Source organism: Clostridium sp. YIM B02555 (assembly GCF_022320955.1).
Classification (GTDB): domain Bacteria; phylum Bacillota; class Clostridia; order Clostridiales; family Clostridiaceae; genus Clostridium; species Clostridium saccharoperbutylacetonicum.
The window spans coordinates 160,181-177,852 of the sequence record NZ_JAKJJY010000006.1 but is presented as its reverse complement, the minus strand read 5'-3'; the positions used below and the strand labels follow the sequence as shown (position 1 = coordinate 177,852).

The window sequence follows — 17,672 nt, the reverse complement described above, 5'->3', positions numbered from 1 at the left end:
CTTAATCATTTCCTTCAATTTCTATAATAATATTTTCAATTTTGCTTTCTTCATTGTAAAGATCTATCTTATCTAACACTATGTTATCCTTTTTCACTATTATAATTCCACTCCATGGATGTTTTAAACATTTTAAAAATAACTTTTTACCAATTATATCGAAACTAATACTAGCGTTAATACTTGATGTTACTAATAATTCTCCTGTCAAAGCTTCAACATCTGATCTCAACTCCCATGCTCCACTTTGCTCAATTTCCCCTAAATCTTTTACTTTAACTTCATCACTAAATATTGAATATATCCAACATTCATTAGCTTTTGATCCTTCATTTTTCTCTTCTATTACTTCGATAGTTAATCTTATTTTATCTTTAGAATTTTTGATATTTAATTCTTCAGCTTTTATACATTCTTTATACTCATTTTCTATACTACTAAAAATTTTATTCTGGATTTTATTATTTTTTACTAATAATTCACTTTCAATCTCCATAATATTCTTTTCTTTCTTAATAATATTGACGTTTTTTAGATTGTTTTCAAAAACATTTTGTTTAGTAAATACATACGTAGCAAATTCCCTATTAATATAGTCTTTTAAAATTTTCTTTCTTACATATGGTAACTTATCCAAGTCTTCTTCGGTCCAAATACTCCTATGACATTCGTATTCATTATCATAGAGCGCATCTTGCTCCCAGTGTTCTCCCAATGGTACATTTAACATTACATTACTTCCATACTGTATACATCTATTTAATAATTCTTTGCCTTGTTCCTTATCAAAATGCTCTAAAACATCCCCCATAATTATCAAATCATATTTATTAAAATTATCATTTACAATTTCATATGCATCTCCAATATATATATTATTATAAAAATCTCTATGATAATTATCTATGCTCTTTTCAAAAATTTCTATTCCATCTATCTTTGTTTTCCAAGCTTCTCTAAATATACGTCCTTCCCAAACGTCTAAAAACTCTCTGCATAGAATTCCCCATCTTCCAAATCCAACCCCTATATCTAATACAGATTTAGGCTTAATTGTTTTTATAAGGTCTACGCATAATGATATGTTTTGCCAATTAGATGTACCCATAAATACAACTCCTTTAATAATTAATTTTTTTTATTTCAACTTTAAAATATCATAACTAATATCAAACGCTTGATAGTACGAATACCATACAGGCCTCTTATTATTGTAAACACTCTTAAAGCTATAAGCCAAATCGATCACATCTAATACCTCATGTTCTTCTAAAGATATTGTATCATTAATAGATAATCCAACGCTAAATGTCATATCATGTTTTAATAAATTAGGAGCTTTAAATGCTATTGTTACCTTATCTCCTTTTTCTAATTTAGGAAATTTAATCCCTTCTTCAAACGATGTAGTGCCTGTAATATCTACGCCATTTTTATCTCTTATTAATAATGAGCAATTTAAATGTTCTACATCTTTAAATAATTCAACATTTATTTTAAACGTCATAAGTTCATTAAATTCAAATTGGGTAGCTGGCTCACCCTTTTCATTAAACATTCCAAAGTATCTAACTCTAGCACCACCACTGCCATATCTAATATCTTTAACTTTTTCATCTAGAGTTTCATCTATAATAAAATCATCTTCAATATTGTTTTCTAAATCTTCGTCTCCTGTATTTTGAATTTCAGTTTTTATATCATAAACCTTTGTTCTTAAGTCCCTCAAATACATATCCGTTACTTCTCTTGCTTCTCCGTCTGCTTGTATTACCCCATTTTTAAGATATATACATCTATTACATAAACTTTTTACTGCAGCTGGATCATGACTTACAAATAGTATAGTAGTTCCAGATTCTATCATTTTTTTCATTCTATTCATACACTTATGTTGAAAAGCCATATCTCCAACAGATAAAGCTTCATCTACAATTAAAATATCAGGTTGAACATTTATTGCTACCGCAAAAGCTAATCGAGCATACATTCCACTTGAATACATCTTTACCGGTTGTTCTATAAATGTTCCTATATCTGCAAATGAGATTATATCATCTAATTTTTCTTGCATTTCCTCATTTGTATATCCCATTAACATTCCATTTAAAAATATATTCTTTAGCCCTGTATATTCAGGATTAAAACCTGCACCAAGTTCTAATAATGCTGCTACTTTTCCTCTAACTTGAATATCTCCCTTTGATGGAGTTAAAATACCTGAAATCACTTTAAGTAATGTAGATTTTCCCGATCCATTTTTACCAATAATACCTACATTTTCACCCTTTTTCATTGTAAATGAAATATTATCTAGAGCATAAAACTCTTTATGCTGTTTTTTACTAAAAGGATTTATTGCTTCTTTAAGTCTATCATTAACATTATTATATAACTTATATATTTTACTCAGATTATTTACTTCAATTATATTCATCTCTGTACTCCTTATAGCAAATCTGCAAAATGTGGTTTAAGTCTTCTAAAAAATAAGACTCCACCTAAGAATATTAGACTTGATACAATCCAAAAATATGCAGTTTGATTATATCTTTCCCAAAACCATACATGCTCAATAAATGTGTCTCTAAATCCAGAAATTATATAATACATAGGATTTAACTTAAAAAACACTAATAAGTTATCTGGAATCATCTTATATGACCAAAATATTGGCGTCAACCAGAATCCAAATTGTAATAAAATTTGAATCACTTGACTAAAATCTTTTAAAAATACAACTAATGCTGATGTAATCCACGATATACCAATACATAAATATATAGTAGCTATAATATAATATACTATTTGAATGTAATGTATGTCAAAATGATATCCATATAAAAAAAACATAACAAAAATAAACACAACTAAAAATATATGTATAAACAAAGCTGAGATTATCTTTGCCAACGGTAATATATCTACTCTAAAAACAACTTTTTTCACCAAATAACTATACTCTATCAAACAAGTTGATGAAAAATTTACTGCATCTGAAAAAAAGTACCACGGTATAGTTCCAGCTATCATCCACAATATATATGGAACTTTCTCCATTTCCGGCGTCCTAAAACCAACTTGAAATACAAACCAATATATTGCCATGGTAATCAATGGATTTATAAATCCCCACATTACTCCTAAAAATGACCCTGCATATCTACCTTTAAAATCATTCTTAGCTAACTCAAATATTAAATTTCGACTTTTTATTAAATCTTTTACTAACAAATAAATTTCTTTTAACATATTTTTCAACTTAATATACTCCTTAGTTTATTATATTTGTTACATGTGCTTCCTTATTCTACACTTAAATTAAGGCTCCAATTTCATTTCTATGAAAAATCTATCTAGAGCATCTTGCCATTTGGGCAACAATTTAAATCCAGCTTCAATTAAACTTTTTTTTGACATTCTTGAATTTAAAGGCCTTATTACTTTACTTTTATAATCAGCTGAAGTTATATGATTTATATTGCAACCTAAGTTAGCCTTTTCCATAATGATTTCTGCAAATTGAGCCCAAGAACAGAATCCTTCATTAGTTGCATGGTACACACCATATTTTTCTGATACAGCCATATCACATAAAAGTGATGCTAAATCAAAAGTATACGTTGGACTTCCAACCTGATCAGACACTACATCCAAACTACTCCTATCTTTTCCAAGTCTAAGCATTGTTTTAACAAAATTATTTCCATTAATTCCAAATACCCAAGAAATTCTCACTATAAAATACTTGCTCAAATACTTTTGTACTTGTAATTCCCCTTCATATTTACTCTTCCCATAAACTGAAAGAGGCTTTATATCATGGTCAATTTCTACTGGCTCACTACCATTTCCATTGAATACATACTCTGTAGATATATATATCATCTTTGCATCAATGCTTTTACAAGCACTTGCAATATTTTCTGTTCCATTAACATTTGCTTCATAACAAACATCTGGCTCTTCTTCTGCCTTTTCTACTGCGGTGTATGCCGCACAATGTATTACACACTCTGGATTTAATCCTGAAATATATTTTAAAACGGCACTTCTATTTGTTATGTCTAGATCTTTTCTTGCAATTCCACAATAGTCAATCTTTCTTCTGCTTAATTCTCTTATAACATCGAAGCCTAGTTGTCCATTAACTCCAGTTACTAAAATCATCCTATTCTCCTTTTAAAGTATACCTTTTTGTGCTAATTTAATAATAAACTTAAATGCATTTTCAGGTATAATCGGTAAAACACTCTCTATTAATATAGATACTTTATGAATTTTTCTATATTTCATCATAATTTTAAAATCCTTAATATTAGGATTTAAAAAATAGTTTTCCCTTGCAGTTAACCAAATTAAAGATTCTTTAATTTGTTCTTTTAATTCATCATTATTTATTCTCTTTTTGAAAGATTTGTATCTGTATAAGAAATCCTTAATTCGTTTATTGTAATACGATTGTTTATCATATACATCCTTTAAAATTCCAGTTTGATTAAAACTATGCTGTCTATATCTAACCAAACTTTTATTTATAAACTCTATTTTTCCATTTAAAGCAGCAATTATAGCAATCCATTGATCATGAATTAATGCTTCTTCAAAAGGTATAGCTTTTTTTGCAATCTCTTTTTTAACCAACATTGCACATCCAGTTACAAAATTAGTTATTAACAATTCCTTTGCTAAATTATAACCTGATTTATATACAATTCTTTTTCTTATTTCAGTTATGCTATTAGCAATCTTCATTCCATTCTCATCAATTATCGAAAGATCACTACATACAAGTGTTACATCTTTTTCATAAAACTTTTCTATCATTAATGTTATTTTATCTTTTTCCCAAATATCATCTTGATCACAATATGCAAATAATTCTCCATTTGCTATTTTAGTAAGCTCTTCAAAAGCCTTATTAGACCCCATATTTTCAATGCCCCTCGTTATTGTATATGAGAAATTAGTAATATACTTTTCAAAAATCTTCTCATCAACAGGTTCATTTGGGCAATCATCATAGACTAATAATTCTATATTTTCATAAGTTTGCTCATTCAAAGAAATCAACTGTTCTATAAACCACCTTTCATTAGGTTTATATACCGCCATTAATATGGACACTAATGGAGAATCGTCTTTGCTATAATTTTTTTCTAAATTCTTACCTTCATTAATTATATTACTCAACTGTAGATTCTCCTCTGCTTATAACCTTAAAACTTAACTGCTGACTTCAATGTATAGTTGTTCCCGCTTAATTTATCTAAAAATGATCTTTATTGTGCTCCGCACTTTATTTATAGGTGAATGATCTTAATTGCAGCATAGCTGCTTTATTTATAGGTGTACATCTTTTCATAATAATTTTGATATTCACCGCTAATTATATTTTCCCACCAAGCTTTATTATCTAAATACCACTTAATAGTCTTTTTTATTCCTTCATCAAAGGTTGTTGTAGGCAACCAACCTAATTCATTATGAATCTTTGTAGGATCTATAGCATAACGCATATCATGCCCTTTACGATCACCAACGTATTTTATAAGCTCCTCTGATTTCCCTAATTCTCGTATAATAGTTTTAACAACTTCTAAATTAGTTTTTTCATTATGTCCACCAATATTATAAACTTCTCCAACTCTACCCTTATGTATAATTAAATCAATAGCTCTGCAATGGTCCTCTACATAAAGCCAGTCACGTACATTTTCGCCAGTTCCATACACTGGTAATTCCTTATCATTTAATGCATTAGCTATCATAAGCGGAATTAATTTTTCTGGGAAATGATATGGCCCATAATTATTTGAGCATCTTGAAATAGTTATAGGTAGATTATAAGTTCTATAATATGCTCCAACTAATAAATCTGCTGATGCTTTACTTGCTGAATATGGACTTGATGTATGCAATGGGGTTTCCTCTGTAAAAAATAACTCTGGTCTATCTAAAGGCAAGTCCCCATAAACTTCATCTGTTGATACTTGATGGTATCTCCTTATCCCATACTTTCTACAAGCATCCATAAGCACCTGAGTTCCCATAACATTAGTTTTTAAGAATACTTCAGGATTTTCAATTGACCTATCTACATGACTTTCTGCTGCAAAATTCACTATAATATCTGGATTCTCTTTTTCAAACATCTCATAAACTGCATTTCTATCTGCTATATCTAATTTATAAAAACTAAAATTTGTATTATTTTTAACTGAATTCAATGTTTCCATATTTCCTGCATAAGTTAATGCATCCACACAAATAATCTTATAGTCTACATATTTATTAAGCATATAATGAACAAAGTTCCCACCTATAAATCCTGCTCCTCCAGTTACAACAATTTTCATCTTTAAATCCTCATTTCTATATTAGTAATTACTTATTATATATAAAAGTACAATCACTATCCCTTAACAATGGTGCCTTTTTATCTTTTTCTGAAAGAATTGGATCTTCTATTCCCCATTCAACACCTATTTCAGGATCATCAAATTTAATGCTTCTATCACTTTCACAATTATAATAATTGTCTGTTTTATAAACAAACTCTACATCATCAGTTAAAGTCAAAAATCCATGTCCAAAACCTCTTGGTATAAATATTTGCTTTTTATTTTCTGCTGACAATTCAACCGCTAACCAATGTTTATAAGTTGGTGATCCTTTTCTTAAATCAACTGCTACATCAAGTACAGCTCCTTTGACACAACGTACTACTTTTGCTTGTGCATGTTCACCATTTTGAAAATGAATCCCCCTTAATATTCCTTTTCCTTTAGAATAAGATTGGTTATCCTGTACGAAATCACAAGCTATTTCTGGAGTCTTAATTTTAGAATAAGTTTCCATAAACCAACCTCTTTCATCTCCAAAAACTTGTGGTTCAACTATATAAACACCTTCTAGTTTTGTCTTGATTAATTTCATTATAAAACATTCCTTTTTCAATTAATTATAAATTAATATATCACTTTATTATTTGCCACATTCTTAAGATGTTGTCCATAAGGACTTTTCCCATATTCTTCTGCACTTTCTAACAAAATTTCTTTATTTATCCAACCATTCTTATAAGAAATTTCTTCTAAGCAAGCGATTTTAAGACCTTGTCTTGTCTCAATTACTTTTACATATTCAGAAGCTTCTGTTAAACTATCAACTGTTCCAGTATCAAGCCATCCATATCCCCTTCCAAGAGTGATTACATCTAGTTTACCTTTTTCAAGATAAATCTTATTTAAATCTGTAATTTCTAATTCTCCTCTTGGTGATGGCTTTAAATTTTTAGCATATTCACAAACCTTATTGTCATAAAAATAAAGCCCTGTAACAGCATAGTTTGACTTTGGTGTTTTAGGCTTTTCTTCTATAGATACAGCTTTACCACTTTCATCAAATTCTACCACTCCAAAACGTTCTGGATCTTCAACATAATATCCAAAAACTGTTCCACGACCTTCATTTTCTACTGCTTTTTTTAAATGCTTAGTTAATCCATTTCCATGGAATATATTATCTCCAAGTATCATAGCACAGTTATGATTTCCAATGAATTCTTCACCTAATATAAATGCTTGAGCTAGTCCATCAGGTGATGGTTGTTCCTTGTAAGATAAATTGATTCCATATCTTGAACCATCGCCTAATAATTTTTCAAAATTAGGTAAATCCTTTGGTGTTGATATTATCAATATATCTCTAATCCCTGCCAACATTAATGTCGATAATGGATAATAAATCATGGGTTTATCATATACTGGCAAAAGTTGCTTTGATGTTACCATAGTCAAAGGATACAGTCTTGTACCACTTCCACCTGCAAGTATTATACCTTTTGTCAAAATTATCACTTCCTCAATTTTATATTAAAATTTTCAATACTTAATTTTTGACTATAAATTAAGCTGAATAAAATACCCTTTACTTTTATATTTCAAATTAGATTTTATCATATTATAAAATATAAATAAACAAAATTTACATATTTAATATGATAGTAGTTACTTGAATTATATCAAAATTATTGAATATCCTTAGAATTTCTTCTTTATACTCCACTCACTACCCCAAAAAACATAAATTATTAATTGTACATTACCAATTTTGTTATATAATATAGTTATGTATTTTCAATAAATAATAAAGGATGATATAAATGATAAAAGAAAATCAAAATTTTTTAAATAAAATAAATGCTGTTTCAGACATTATAATTTTATTTATATCAATGACTTTAGCATACTTTATTCGTTTTCATATATTTTCATCTGATTCAGGATATATAAAGTTAATTACATACTTTCAATTTTCAGTTATTATAATTCCAATAAACTTAATTGTATTTAATTTTTTTAATCTTTATCATTCTTTCAGAACTAAAGTTTTTATTAAGGAGTGTAGTCAAATAATTAAGGCAAATACTCTTCTTACTGCTATACTATTGTCTATACTCTTCACTTTAAAGCTAGGAAATATTTCACGTTTTGTTATTGTTATCTTTTATTTTGTTAACATCGGACTGATAACAAGTAAAAGGCTAATAATGAGGAAAACTTTATCTGACCTAAGAAAGAGAGGTTTAAATTTAAAACATGTAATAATAGTTGGAGCTGGTGAGGTTGCTAATGAGTATTTAGAAGTTCTTGAAAAGAATAAACATTTTGGGTATAGTTACTCTGGATATGTTGCTGATAGTAAAGATTTCAAAGGAGAAAAACTTGGAGATTATAATGACCTATACCAAGTTTTGGATAAAACACAACCTGATGAAGTTGTTTGTGCTCTAGATATTTCTGATGCTAAATATCTAGAAAATATAGTTTCAGCTTGCGAAAAAAGCGGCACAAAAATTTCCATAATTCCCTTTTCCTACAAATATATACCAAGTCAGCCTTACATAGACCAAATTGGTAACATTCCTCTTATTAATCTTAGAAGAATACCATTAGATAACTTAGGAAATGCATTTACAAAACGAGTTATAGACATACTTGGTTCTATATTCTTAATTATATGTACAAGCACTATTATGCTTGTTACAGCATTAATTATCAAACTTACTTCAGATGGTTCAATTATTTTCAAACAGAAACGTGTTGGCTTGAATAAAAATTTATTTACTATGTATAAATTTAGATCCATGAAAGTAAATTCATCTGAAGAAACTGGTTGGAGTAAGGATGTTGATCCAAGAAAAACAAAATTTGGTTCATTTATTCGTAAATTCTCTATTGATGAATTACCACAATTTTTTAATGTTTTAAAAGGAGATATGAGTTTAGTAGGTCCTAGACCTGAACTTCCTCATTTTGTTGATAATTTTAAAGATGAAATTCCTCTTTATATGGTGAAACATCAAGTTAAACCTGGAATAACAGGACTTGCTCAAGTCAATGGCTATAGAGGCGATACTTCCATAAAAAAAAGAATTGAATATGATATTTATTACATCGAAAATTGGACTATCTTGCTGGATATATCCATTTTATTTAAAACTATATTTAAAGGTTTAAAAAATAATGAAAAGATTATTATAAATGATACTATTGATATGAAATAAGCTCATTGTATCTTTATACCACCTTAAGGAGGAAAAACGTGAAATTATCTATTATTATTGTTAACTACAACACTTATGCTCTAACAAAACAGACCATAGAGTCAATAATTCAAAAAGAGCACTCATTTCAATATGAAATCCTACTAATAGACAATGCTTCTAAAGATGACAGTATTGAAAAGCTGCAAGAAACTTTTTCTAATCTTATATTAGATAATATATTAAAAGTGTTTATTAATACTTCAAATTTAGGTTTTGCAAAAGCTAATAATATTGGCATGCGAGCTGCTGAAGGTAAATACATATTATTACTTAATTCAGATACGGTTATCAACGAAGATTGTTTAGAACAATGCCTAGCAGAGATGGATAAAAACTCAAATTTAGGTGCTTTAGGCTGCAAAGTTGTGCTTCCAAACGGAAAACTTGATCACGCTTGCAAAAGAGGCTTTCCAACTCCTAAAGCTTCACTTTATTATTTATTAAAATTATATAAAATCAATCCTATAAAGTATGGGCAATATGATGCATTACACTTAAAAGAAGATGAAGTTGGAGAAGTTGATTGTCTGATGGGTGCTTTTATGCTTATGCCAAAAACAGCACTTGATAAATCAGGCTTACTAGATGAAGATTTTTTTATGTATGGTGAGGATATTGATTTATGCTATCGTATTAAGGAAACTGGATATAAGATTTTATACTATCCCAAAGCAACAATAACTCATTATAAAGGTGGTAGCTCAAAAAAGAAAAGAACCAAAGTTATATATGATTTTCATAACGCAATGTGGATTTTTTACAAAAAGCATTATTACTCAAAATATAATTTTGCTATAACCTTTTTCGTTTTTTTAGGTATTTGGATGAAATACTTATTAGAAATACTTAAAAATTCAGTTTCTCCGAATTGACTATTGATAACTATCAGCAAGTATTGTTACTAAAACCTTACATTTCCTTGTGCTTCATTGCAATGAATGGCTGAGGATGCTATAATATTACATATTTGTATGTGTAAATTACAAAAATAATTATATTAGGATGTGTAGATATGGATAAGCTTAGAAATAATTCAAAAGATAAATCTTATAATTTTTTCTTACCAATTGCAGTTATCCTGAGCATTGTACCTTTAATTGTTCGGATGACCAACGTTAACGTTGATGAAAATGTAGCTAATATATGGGGCAGTACTACTCAAGTAGATTTATTTTCGCAAAAAAAAGCCTTTTTATTAATGTTTTTTTCTATTATACTAATATTACTCAGTATAGTATTTTTTAAGAAAATTTTTAACAAAAAAGACAAAGTTGTTAATTTAATTTTAATTTCAACTGGTGTTTTTTTTCTTTTTATACTCCTTTCTTCAATTTTTTCAAAATATCAAGAAGTTTCTTTTTGGGGTATGTTTGATAGGGCTGAAGGGTTTATTACTATTGCATGTTATTTAATCATTTTCTTATATTCAATTTATACTTTTAAAAATACTAATAATTATAAATATATTATAATTCCAATATTAATTATAGTATTTATTAATGCATTCTTGGGATTATTTCAATACATTGGACAAGACCTAATTGCAACACCTCTTGGTAAACTCATGGTTGTACCTAGTGAATATTTAAAGACTACTGGGAATTTAACTCCAACGATTCAAGAGCACACACTTTACGGTACCTTTATTAACTATAACTACATGGGGAGTTTTGTTTCTATTGTATTACCAATTTTATTTTGTTATACGATATTTGAAGATGAAATTTTATATAAGATTTTATCTTTTATAGGAACATTGCTTTCGTTTTGGCTATTATTTGGAAGCTCTGCACGTTCAGGTTTAGTTGGTGTTTTTGGTTCTCTTATATTTGGTTTAATATTATTCTGGAAACCTATTAAAAAACATTCAAAATATCATTGGAAGAAGCTTTTAATTGGCTTTTTATCATTGATCGTGATATTGGTTGGTGTTAATTTCGCTTCTCACGGATCAATACTTAGAAGGCTTCCAACTTTAACTTCTGATATTTCTGAAATTTTTAAAAGCACAAGTGATTTTGATTATACAGATCATACTCCTATAAAAGATATTAAATATGAAGGTTCGACAACAGAAATAGTACTACCAAATAATGCTGACACATTGAAAATAACCTATGAAACTGGTAATCCAGTATTTAAAAATTCAAAAAACGAAATTATTCCATATGCATTAAACGGAAAAGTATTAACCACTAACTATGAAGCTTTTAAAAATTTCACTTTTGCTTTTGGAAAACTTGATAACAAGTCAATTATGGCTGACACTTTACTTTTAAATATAGATAATCAACCAAGATTTTTATTTAAGTTAAATGATGCAAAAATATTTCATCTTATGGACATGAGTACAAAGAAATTTATAGATTTACAACATCCTGAAACCTTTGGTTTTAAAGGAAAAGAAAAACTAGGTTCTGCCAGAGGATATATTTGGTCAAGGTCTATTCCATTACTTAAAAATACCCTCATATTAGGAAATGGTCCGGATACATTTCCATTTGTATTTCCACAAGGCGAATTAATTGCTAAATATTATGCTCTTGATACTCCAAATATAACTGTTGATAAAGCACATAATCTCTACTTACAGATGGCGCTTAACTATGGAGTGATAGCATTGTTAGCATTTTTAATCATAACAATTACTTATTTAGTTGATAGTTTCAAATTGTATGCTTTCAAAGAAAATTATGATTTGGATAAACAAAAAATGCTTGGAGCTATTACATCTTTAGGTGTTTTTGGATACTTAGTTACCGGTTTCTTCAATGATACAGTAGTAAGTGTTGCTCCTGTATTTTGGATAGTGTTTGGTGTTGGAGTTGCATTGAACTTCATAAACAGAGAGACACTACACAAGCTTAGTAAATAAGCAATTATCAATTAATGGTATTTTAGTGCAAGAGATAATTAACTAAAAAGGAGCGCTTCGGTGTCTCCTTTTTTATTTGCAACTGTCAATAGTTTTCAACACATAATCGATTAATTCAAACAATACACAATTTTCTAGTTATCAGTCTCATGTACGTATACGTATAGTTTAATAAATAACATTAACCTATTTGATACGCAAGGCGAAATACGTGAACAATGAAGTCTTATATATTTTAAAAAGACTTGAATTTAAAATTATAAATCTTGATGTAAAATTTGATAGACTCGAAACTAAAGTAGATGATCATACACAAATTTTAAGAGCATTGTGGCATTCTGCTGAAGATAAGCTCGGCATGATAAAATAGCTAGCTGTATTGCTAGATTAAAATCTGTTAAATAATATTTTGAAACCGCTGAAATGGTGGTTTCTTTTTTGTTTATTAACTTTATTTTGAGGCAAGGATGATAGTGCAATGGTCAATTTTCAATGATTAGTTATTGAGCAAGTTGTTAATATCTTCAGTATTCATTTGTAAATTATTTACGCTTGGAGTAATGGTTATTTATAGTAATGTTATTATTAATATTTTGTTCTTGAGATTATAGATATTTATAAAACTCTAGTCTTTAATAAAGAATTTGTTTTATCAAAGCAATTGCTGCGTTCTGGTACTAGTGTTGTTGCTAATATCAAGGAAGTTATTAAGTCTTATTAAGACTGAGTTTATATATAAGATGAATCTTGCATTGAGAGAAGCTAATAAAAGTGAATGTTAACTAGAGCTTATTATACAGTCTAAAATCTTAGAGGATAATAATATTTTAAAAATACTCCAAGATTGTAAAGAGATATGTAAGATTTTAAGTGGAATTGTTGGAAAGAAAATGAGCAGCAATGATAAATTTTTAACTCAGTGAAATTATAACTTTACACCTAATTGACCCTTGGCCAATAATCAGTGACAATTGAAAAAAGAAGGATCAAGGCATAGCCTTGTCCTTCTTTTATTTAACAAACTTTAAACTTAAGATTAAACCCAAGCTCCGTCTGCTCCTACCCAGTAACCATCAGGAGTAGTAGTGTTAACTAACATAGCTCCAGTTGCTCCAACGTAGTAGTATTTTCCACCAGATTGAACCCATGCATTAACTGTCATAGCACCTGATCCACCTAAGTAGTACCAAGCTCCAGCTGAATCTTGAGCCCAAGCATTAGCTAACATAATTCCATTAGCATTTGAGTAGTACCAAGTTCCAGTTGTATCTGTATACCAACCAGTAGCTTTAGTTCCATCAGCTTTGTTGAATGACCAAGATCCATCAGTGTTCTTAGCCCAACCAGCTGCTGCTGGAGTTGTTGTAGTTGTTCCGTCGTCTTTCTTACCATCATCAGATTTTCCACCGATTACTGAGTAAACTTCATCAGCTTGGCTCCAAGCAACCATGTTATCTTTGTCATAAGCTGATATTGCATCGAAAGAACCATCTACTTTGTAGATCTTTGTCCAATCATCAGTACCATCAAATTTCTTGATATATCCACCATCTAATACATAGATATTTCCATCAACGTCTGTATCTATAGCTGTTTTATTAGTTTTTGAACTAAATTCTGGTGTTGTATTTGCTGAATCTTCGATATCAGTATAATAGTAACCATTTTTTTGCTTTAATGTAGCAGCTTGAACTAAAACAGTTTCAGCACGACCTGAACTTGCAGTTGATGCATTTTCTACATTAAATAAAACTAATTTTCCACCAATAACTTGTGCTTGAGTGTTTGCCATTTCTGCTAAATCAGCATAGCCTTTATCATCTCCAACATTACCTGAATCATTACCAATTACATAGTTATATACATTAGCTGCATATTTTCCATCATCAACTGAACCTGAATCTTGTTTTTTAGATATTTTTTGGATAACAGTAAGTGTTTTAGTTGAATAGCTACCGCTTGTACCATCTAATACAAAGTCTTTTCCATTGATTTCAGCTACTTTGTCACTTGATAAGCTTGTTGTTTTTACATATACTGTAATATCTGCTAATCTATAGATGTAATCTTTATCTTGTCCTAATATTGCTCTACCATTAACTGATGCATAAGTATCACCATCAACTCTTAATTTATAATCATCCTTTGAATTTTCAATTGTTACAGATGCACTAGTAGTAGAAGATGCACCAGCAAGAGTTGCCTCTACTTTAATTTTTCCTAAGTTATAATCTGCATCAATGAAGTTTCCTTTCATATCAGTAAATATAGTTGAAGAAGAAACAGCATTATTGTCAGTTATAAATTGACCTGCTTTTGTATATAATTTTGTTGAATACCAGTTATCTGTAAATTTAGCTCCTGGAATTACTGCTAAATCTGCAATAACATCTCTTGCAAATACACCAGAAATACTTCCTGTAGCATCGTATCTGTCTGCATCTTTAGTTTCTTTTCTTAAAGCTGAAGCAGCATCGTCTTCAGTATCTCCTGGTATGTCTGAATCTAATACTTTACCAGCTTCTAAATCTACATTGTAGTCTTTACCGTCATCGATTTTAGCATATTTTGAACCGAAAGCAGCAACTTCTGATCCTGAATCAACGTTATCTAATTCAGTGAATTTACCATCTTTGTAGTAGTAACCAGCATCTGTATCGTTAACTTCTCCATCGATATATGCTGTACCATTTTTGTATGCTACTGCATTATAAACAGTACCATCTTGTGAATCTACTTTTTTAACGTCTGCAGCGTATGCAGGAACCATTGTAGCAACAGAAGCTGCAGCTACTAATAATGATGTAATTTTATTTGCTCTTTTAAACATCGTTTTCTTTCCTCCTAAATTTTAAAATTCAGATAAATTATAGCATTTTTGTACAACCATGTAAAGTTATATAATGCTTGTAAATGTATATTTTGCACAAATATTATAATCAACAATTAATTTCATATGTAATTTGTACCAAATTCACATTCATTATGACAGTATACCACATTACATTTAATTTGTACATAAAATAACTGATATTTTACCCTATTTACTTTTATCCCAAGTAATCCCTTTGTTGTCATTAAACTATACAAACCAAAATTTCATTTTGGGTACTTTTCTAAAATTTTTTTTTATTTTTTCTAAATAAACTTTTATTTTATTTTGTACCCTTTTATTACTACATTTGCATTATATAATACAATATAGTAAATTACTTTCGGTCCCTTTTCAAATATATTGGAAATTATTTTTTAACATTCCTTGCATTCCTTTTATATCCTTCAGTGACATTATATAATACAAGTATAAAAATCATTTTTGGGACCTTTTTTAACAATTGTCAATTACCAGTTTTCAATACTCAATTGCATCCAGCTTAAACTTATAATTGTTCATTGATAATTGTCCCTAAAATTTCCACGCTCCAACAATTCTTTCTCCTTTCTTCAGTGTATTTTCTATATCTCCACTTACAAATTCATATACTTCCTCATCTGTATTATCCTCAAAATCACTAATTATATTATTTTTCCTCCGACTTTTAGATTTTCTAGACTTTTTATTTTCTAAACCTATATTAATATCATACTTATTCTCCTTTCCCCTAATCTGCTTTTCCATATCTCCATTATTTTTTTCATTATTAATTTCTAAATCAACAGCCTTTTCATTTCTTACATTTATATTATCTTCTGCCTTTAAGTTTTCCTTTCTATTTGTATCTACATGCTTTAAATTATCTTCTTTTTTGAATTCATCATTTTCATTAACCTCTTTAGTATTTTCAGCTTCACCTTTTTTAGTTTCCACTTTTTTATCCACATTAATATTCTGATGCTTTGCAAAATTCTTTATCCTATAAACTTTGTTACCTGTAAGTTCTACCATTTCTAACTTTATAAATGTATCTAAGGCTAATTTAATATCTTTTTCTTCCCTATTAACCTCTATAGCTAAAGTTTCTATTGAATGAGGTATATTTTTTGAAGATAATTAAACATAAAAAAGAGAGTACTCTTTCGAATACTCCCAAAATAAATTCATTTAATGTTGCTATTCAATTCTAGCTCCATCTGCTCCTAATTTATATTCACCTATTGTTGTATTACTTGCCATAACTCCATTACTATTCAAGTAATAATATTTTCCATCAATGTCTCTCATCCATCCAATTTGCATTATTCCTTGATTATCAAAATGATACAAGCTTCCATTTATCTTCTGCCATCCTATTTTCTTCATACCATCTTGTCCAAAGTAATACCACAATCCATCTACTTTTTTCAAATCTGTAACCTTATTCCCATCAGCATCCAAATTTGTATTGTTTACAGCTTGATTGTTATTAGAATTATTACTTGTAGCATCATTTCCTCTAAAAACATTTAAGGTATAGGTTCTCGAATTATCTTCATCATCCTCAATATCAATCTGTATTTCATTTTTACCTTTAACTAATGAAACTTCTTCTTTATATTTATCATCATTAGTAACTTTAGTTCCATCAATCCTTACTTTATAATTATCATAATCATTAGTATCAGCATCAGGCCTAGCACCTATTGTTATTTTATCAATATTTTCTGCCACATTTACATTGTAAGTATAAGTTTTTTTAGAAAAACTTATCTCTCCACTACTTACAGTAATATCCTTTAAATAAACATTATCTTTCTCTTCATCAACAGTTCCAGTGTATTTTACTCTAACTCTATATTCACTAATAACATTAGTTTTATCATTATACTTAACTGATCCAGGATTTTCACTATATACTCTCACAACAATAGTTTTTGAATCTGATAAACCTATTGCAGCACCTATTCTTTTACCTTTAGCTGAACTCGATGTATCGTCAAATACTCTTACATAATCTTCATTTGGTCCATCCATATCTATTTCCACCGAATCCGAAGATGTTTTAACATAATAAGTTCCAGGATCATCGCTAGAATTAACAGAATGCTCACACTCACTATCAGAATATAGTGTCATAGAATTTCCACCAGAGGATTTCACCTTTAATTTTGTTACGCCATCAGCTGAATTAGCATATGCTTTTATACTCATAAAATTGAAATTAGTTACTGGCGCTACTACACTAAGAACTCCTAAAACAAGAGTCATAGAAATCATTCTTTTTATATTTTTGTTCATGTCATTTCCTCCCCTTTCAATTGTCAGTT

At 28.9% G+C, this 17,672-nt stretch carries 16 protein-coding genes; 5 read left to right on the top strand and 11 right to left on the bottom strand.

Annotated features, from left to right (window positions below):
• Position 1: 1 nt before the first annotated feature.
• The 8 genes from L3B98_RS11220 to rfbA form a co-directional block, all read right to left on the bottom strand.
• The gene (locus L3B98_RS11220) at positions 2 to 1,108 is read right to left on the bottom strand and encodes a methyltransferase domain-containing protein (RefSeq protein WP_238916668.1); all 1,107 of its coding nucleotides are present in this window, start codon (positions 1,106 to 1,108) and stop codon (positions 2 to 4) included.
• A gap of 30 nt (positions 1,109 to 1,138) precedes the next feature.
• Positions 1,139 to 2,437 (bottom strand): ABC transporter ATP-binding protein, encoded by a 1,299-nt coding sequence (locus L3B98_RS11215; RefSeq protein WP_238916667.1) that lies wholly within the window; start codon positions 2,435 to 2,437, stop codon positions 1,139 to 1,141.
• An 11-nt stretch (positions 2,438 to 2,448) separates the two neighbouring features.
• Positions 2,449 to 3,252, bottom strand: a complete 804-nt coding sequence (locus L3B98_RS11210; RefSeq protein WP_238916720.1) for an ABC transporter permease — start codon at positions 3,250 to 3,252, stop codon at positions 2,449 to 2,451.
• A 69-nt stretch (positions 3,253 to 3,321) separates the two neighbouring features.
• The gene (gene rfbD, locus L3B98_RS11205) at positions 3,322 to 4,170 is read right to left on the bottom strand and encodes a dTDP-4-dehydrorhamnose reductase (RefSeq protein ID WP_238916666.1); all 849 of its coding nucleotides are present in this window, start codon (positions 4,168 to 4,170) and stop codon (positions 3,322 to 3,324) included.
• A 12-nt stretch (positions 4,171 to 4,182) separates the two neighbouring features.
• Positions 4,183 to 5,193 carry a glycosyltransferase gene (locus L3B98_RS11200; protein ID WP_238916665.1) on the bottom strand — a complete coding sequence of 337 codons (1,011 nt, stop codon included), beginning with the start codon at positions 5,191 to 5,193 and terminating at the stop codon, positions 4,183 to 4,185.
• Between the two features lie 146 nt (positions 5,194 to 5,339).
• Positions 5,340 to 6,359 (bottom strand): dTDP-glucose 4,6-dehydratase, encoded by a 1,020-nt coding sequence (rfbB, locus tag L3B98_RS11195; protein WP_238916664.1) that lies wholly within the window; start codon positions 6,357 to 6,359, stop codon positions 5,340 to 5,342.
• Between the two features lie 28 nt (positions 6,360 to 6,387).
• On the bottom strand, positions 6,388 to 6,939 hold the full coding sequence (gene rfbC / locus L3B98_RS11190) for a dTDP-4-dehydrorhamnose 3,5-epimerase (RefSeq protein WP_238916663.1): 552 nt from the start codon (positions 6,937 to 6,939) through the stop codon (positions 6,388 to 6,390).
• A 32-nt stretch (positions 6,940 to 6,971) separates the two neighbouring features.
• Positions 6,972 to 7,853 carry a glucose-1-phosphate thymidylyltransferase RfbA gene (gene rfbA, locus L3B98_RS11185; RefSeq protein WP_238916662.1) on the bottom strand — a complete coding sequence of 294 codons (882 nt, stop codon included), beginning with the start codon at positions 7,851 to 7,853 and terminating at the stop codon, positions 6,972 to 6,974.
• A 314-nt stretch (positions 7,854 to 8,167) separates the two neighbouring features.
• Here rfbA and L3B98_RS11180 point away from each other — a divergent pair, with 314 nt between their 5' ends.
• The 5 genes from L3B98_RS11180 (at position 8,168) to L3B98_RS29100 (ending at position 13,209) form a co-directional block, all read left to right on the top strand.
• Complete coding sequence (locus tag L3B98_RS11180) at positions 8,168 to 9,571, top strand: undecaprenyl-phosphate glucose phosphotransferase (protein WP_238916661.1); 1,404 nt, start codon at positions 8,168 to 8,170, stop codon at positions 9,569 to 9,571.
• 38 nt (positions 9,572 to 9,609) lie between these two features.
• Positions 9,610 to 10,485, top strand: coding sequence for a glycosyltransferase family 2 protein (locus L3B98_RS11175; RefSeq protein ID WP_238916660.1), 876 nt, complete (start codon positions 9,610 to 9,612; stop codon positions 10,483 to 10,485).
• 140 nt (positions 10,486 to 10,625) lie between these two features.
• Entirely contained in the window at positions 10,626 to 12,488 is a 1,863-nt protein-coding gene (locus tag L3B98_RS11170; RefSeq protein ID WP_238916659.1) for an O-antigen ligase family protein, read from the top strand.
• A gap of 211 nt (positions 12,489 to 12,699) precedes the next feature.
• Positions 12,700 to 12,858, top strand: a complete 159-nt coding sequence (locus L3B98_RS11165; RefSeq protein WP_238916658.1) for a hypothetical protein — start codon at positions 12,700 to 12,702, stop codon at positions 12,856 to 12,858.
• Positions 12,859 to 13,092: 234 nt separating this feature from the next.
• Positions 13,093 to 13,209 (top strand): four helix bundle protein, encoded by a 117-nt coding sequence (locus tag L3B98_RS29100; protein WP_343073684.1) that lies wholly within the window; start codon positions 13,093 to 13,095, stop codon positions 13,207 to 13,209.
• 315 nt (positions 13,210 to 13,524) lie between these two features.
• Here L3B98_RS29100 and L3B98_RS11155 read toward each other — a convergent pair whose 3' ends face one another.
• The 3 genes from L3B98_RS11155 to L3B98_RS11145 form a co-directional block, all read right to left on the bottom strand.
• Positions 13,525 to 15,318 (bottom strand): hypothetical protein, encoded by a 1,794-nt coding sequence (locus L3B98_RS11155; protein WP_238916657.1) that lies wholly within the window; start codon positions 15,316 to 15,318, stop codon positions 13,525 to 13,527.
• A gap of 576 nt (positions 15,319 to 15,894) precedes the next feature.
• Entirely contained in the window at positions 15,895 to 16,464 is a 570-nt protein-coding gene (locus L3B98_RS11150) for a phage replisome organizer N-terminal domain-containing protein (RefSeq protein ID WP_343073683.1), read from the bottom strand.
• 75 nt (positions 16,465 to 16,539) lie between these two features.
• Positions 16,540 to 17,643, bottom strand: coding sequence for a cadherin-like beta sandwich domain-containing protein (locus L3B98_RS11145; RefSeq protein WP_238916656.1), 1,104 nt, complete (start codon positions 17,641 to 17,643; stop codon positions 16,540 to 16,542).
• Between the last annotated feature and the right edge of the window lie 29 nt (positions 17,644 to 17,672).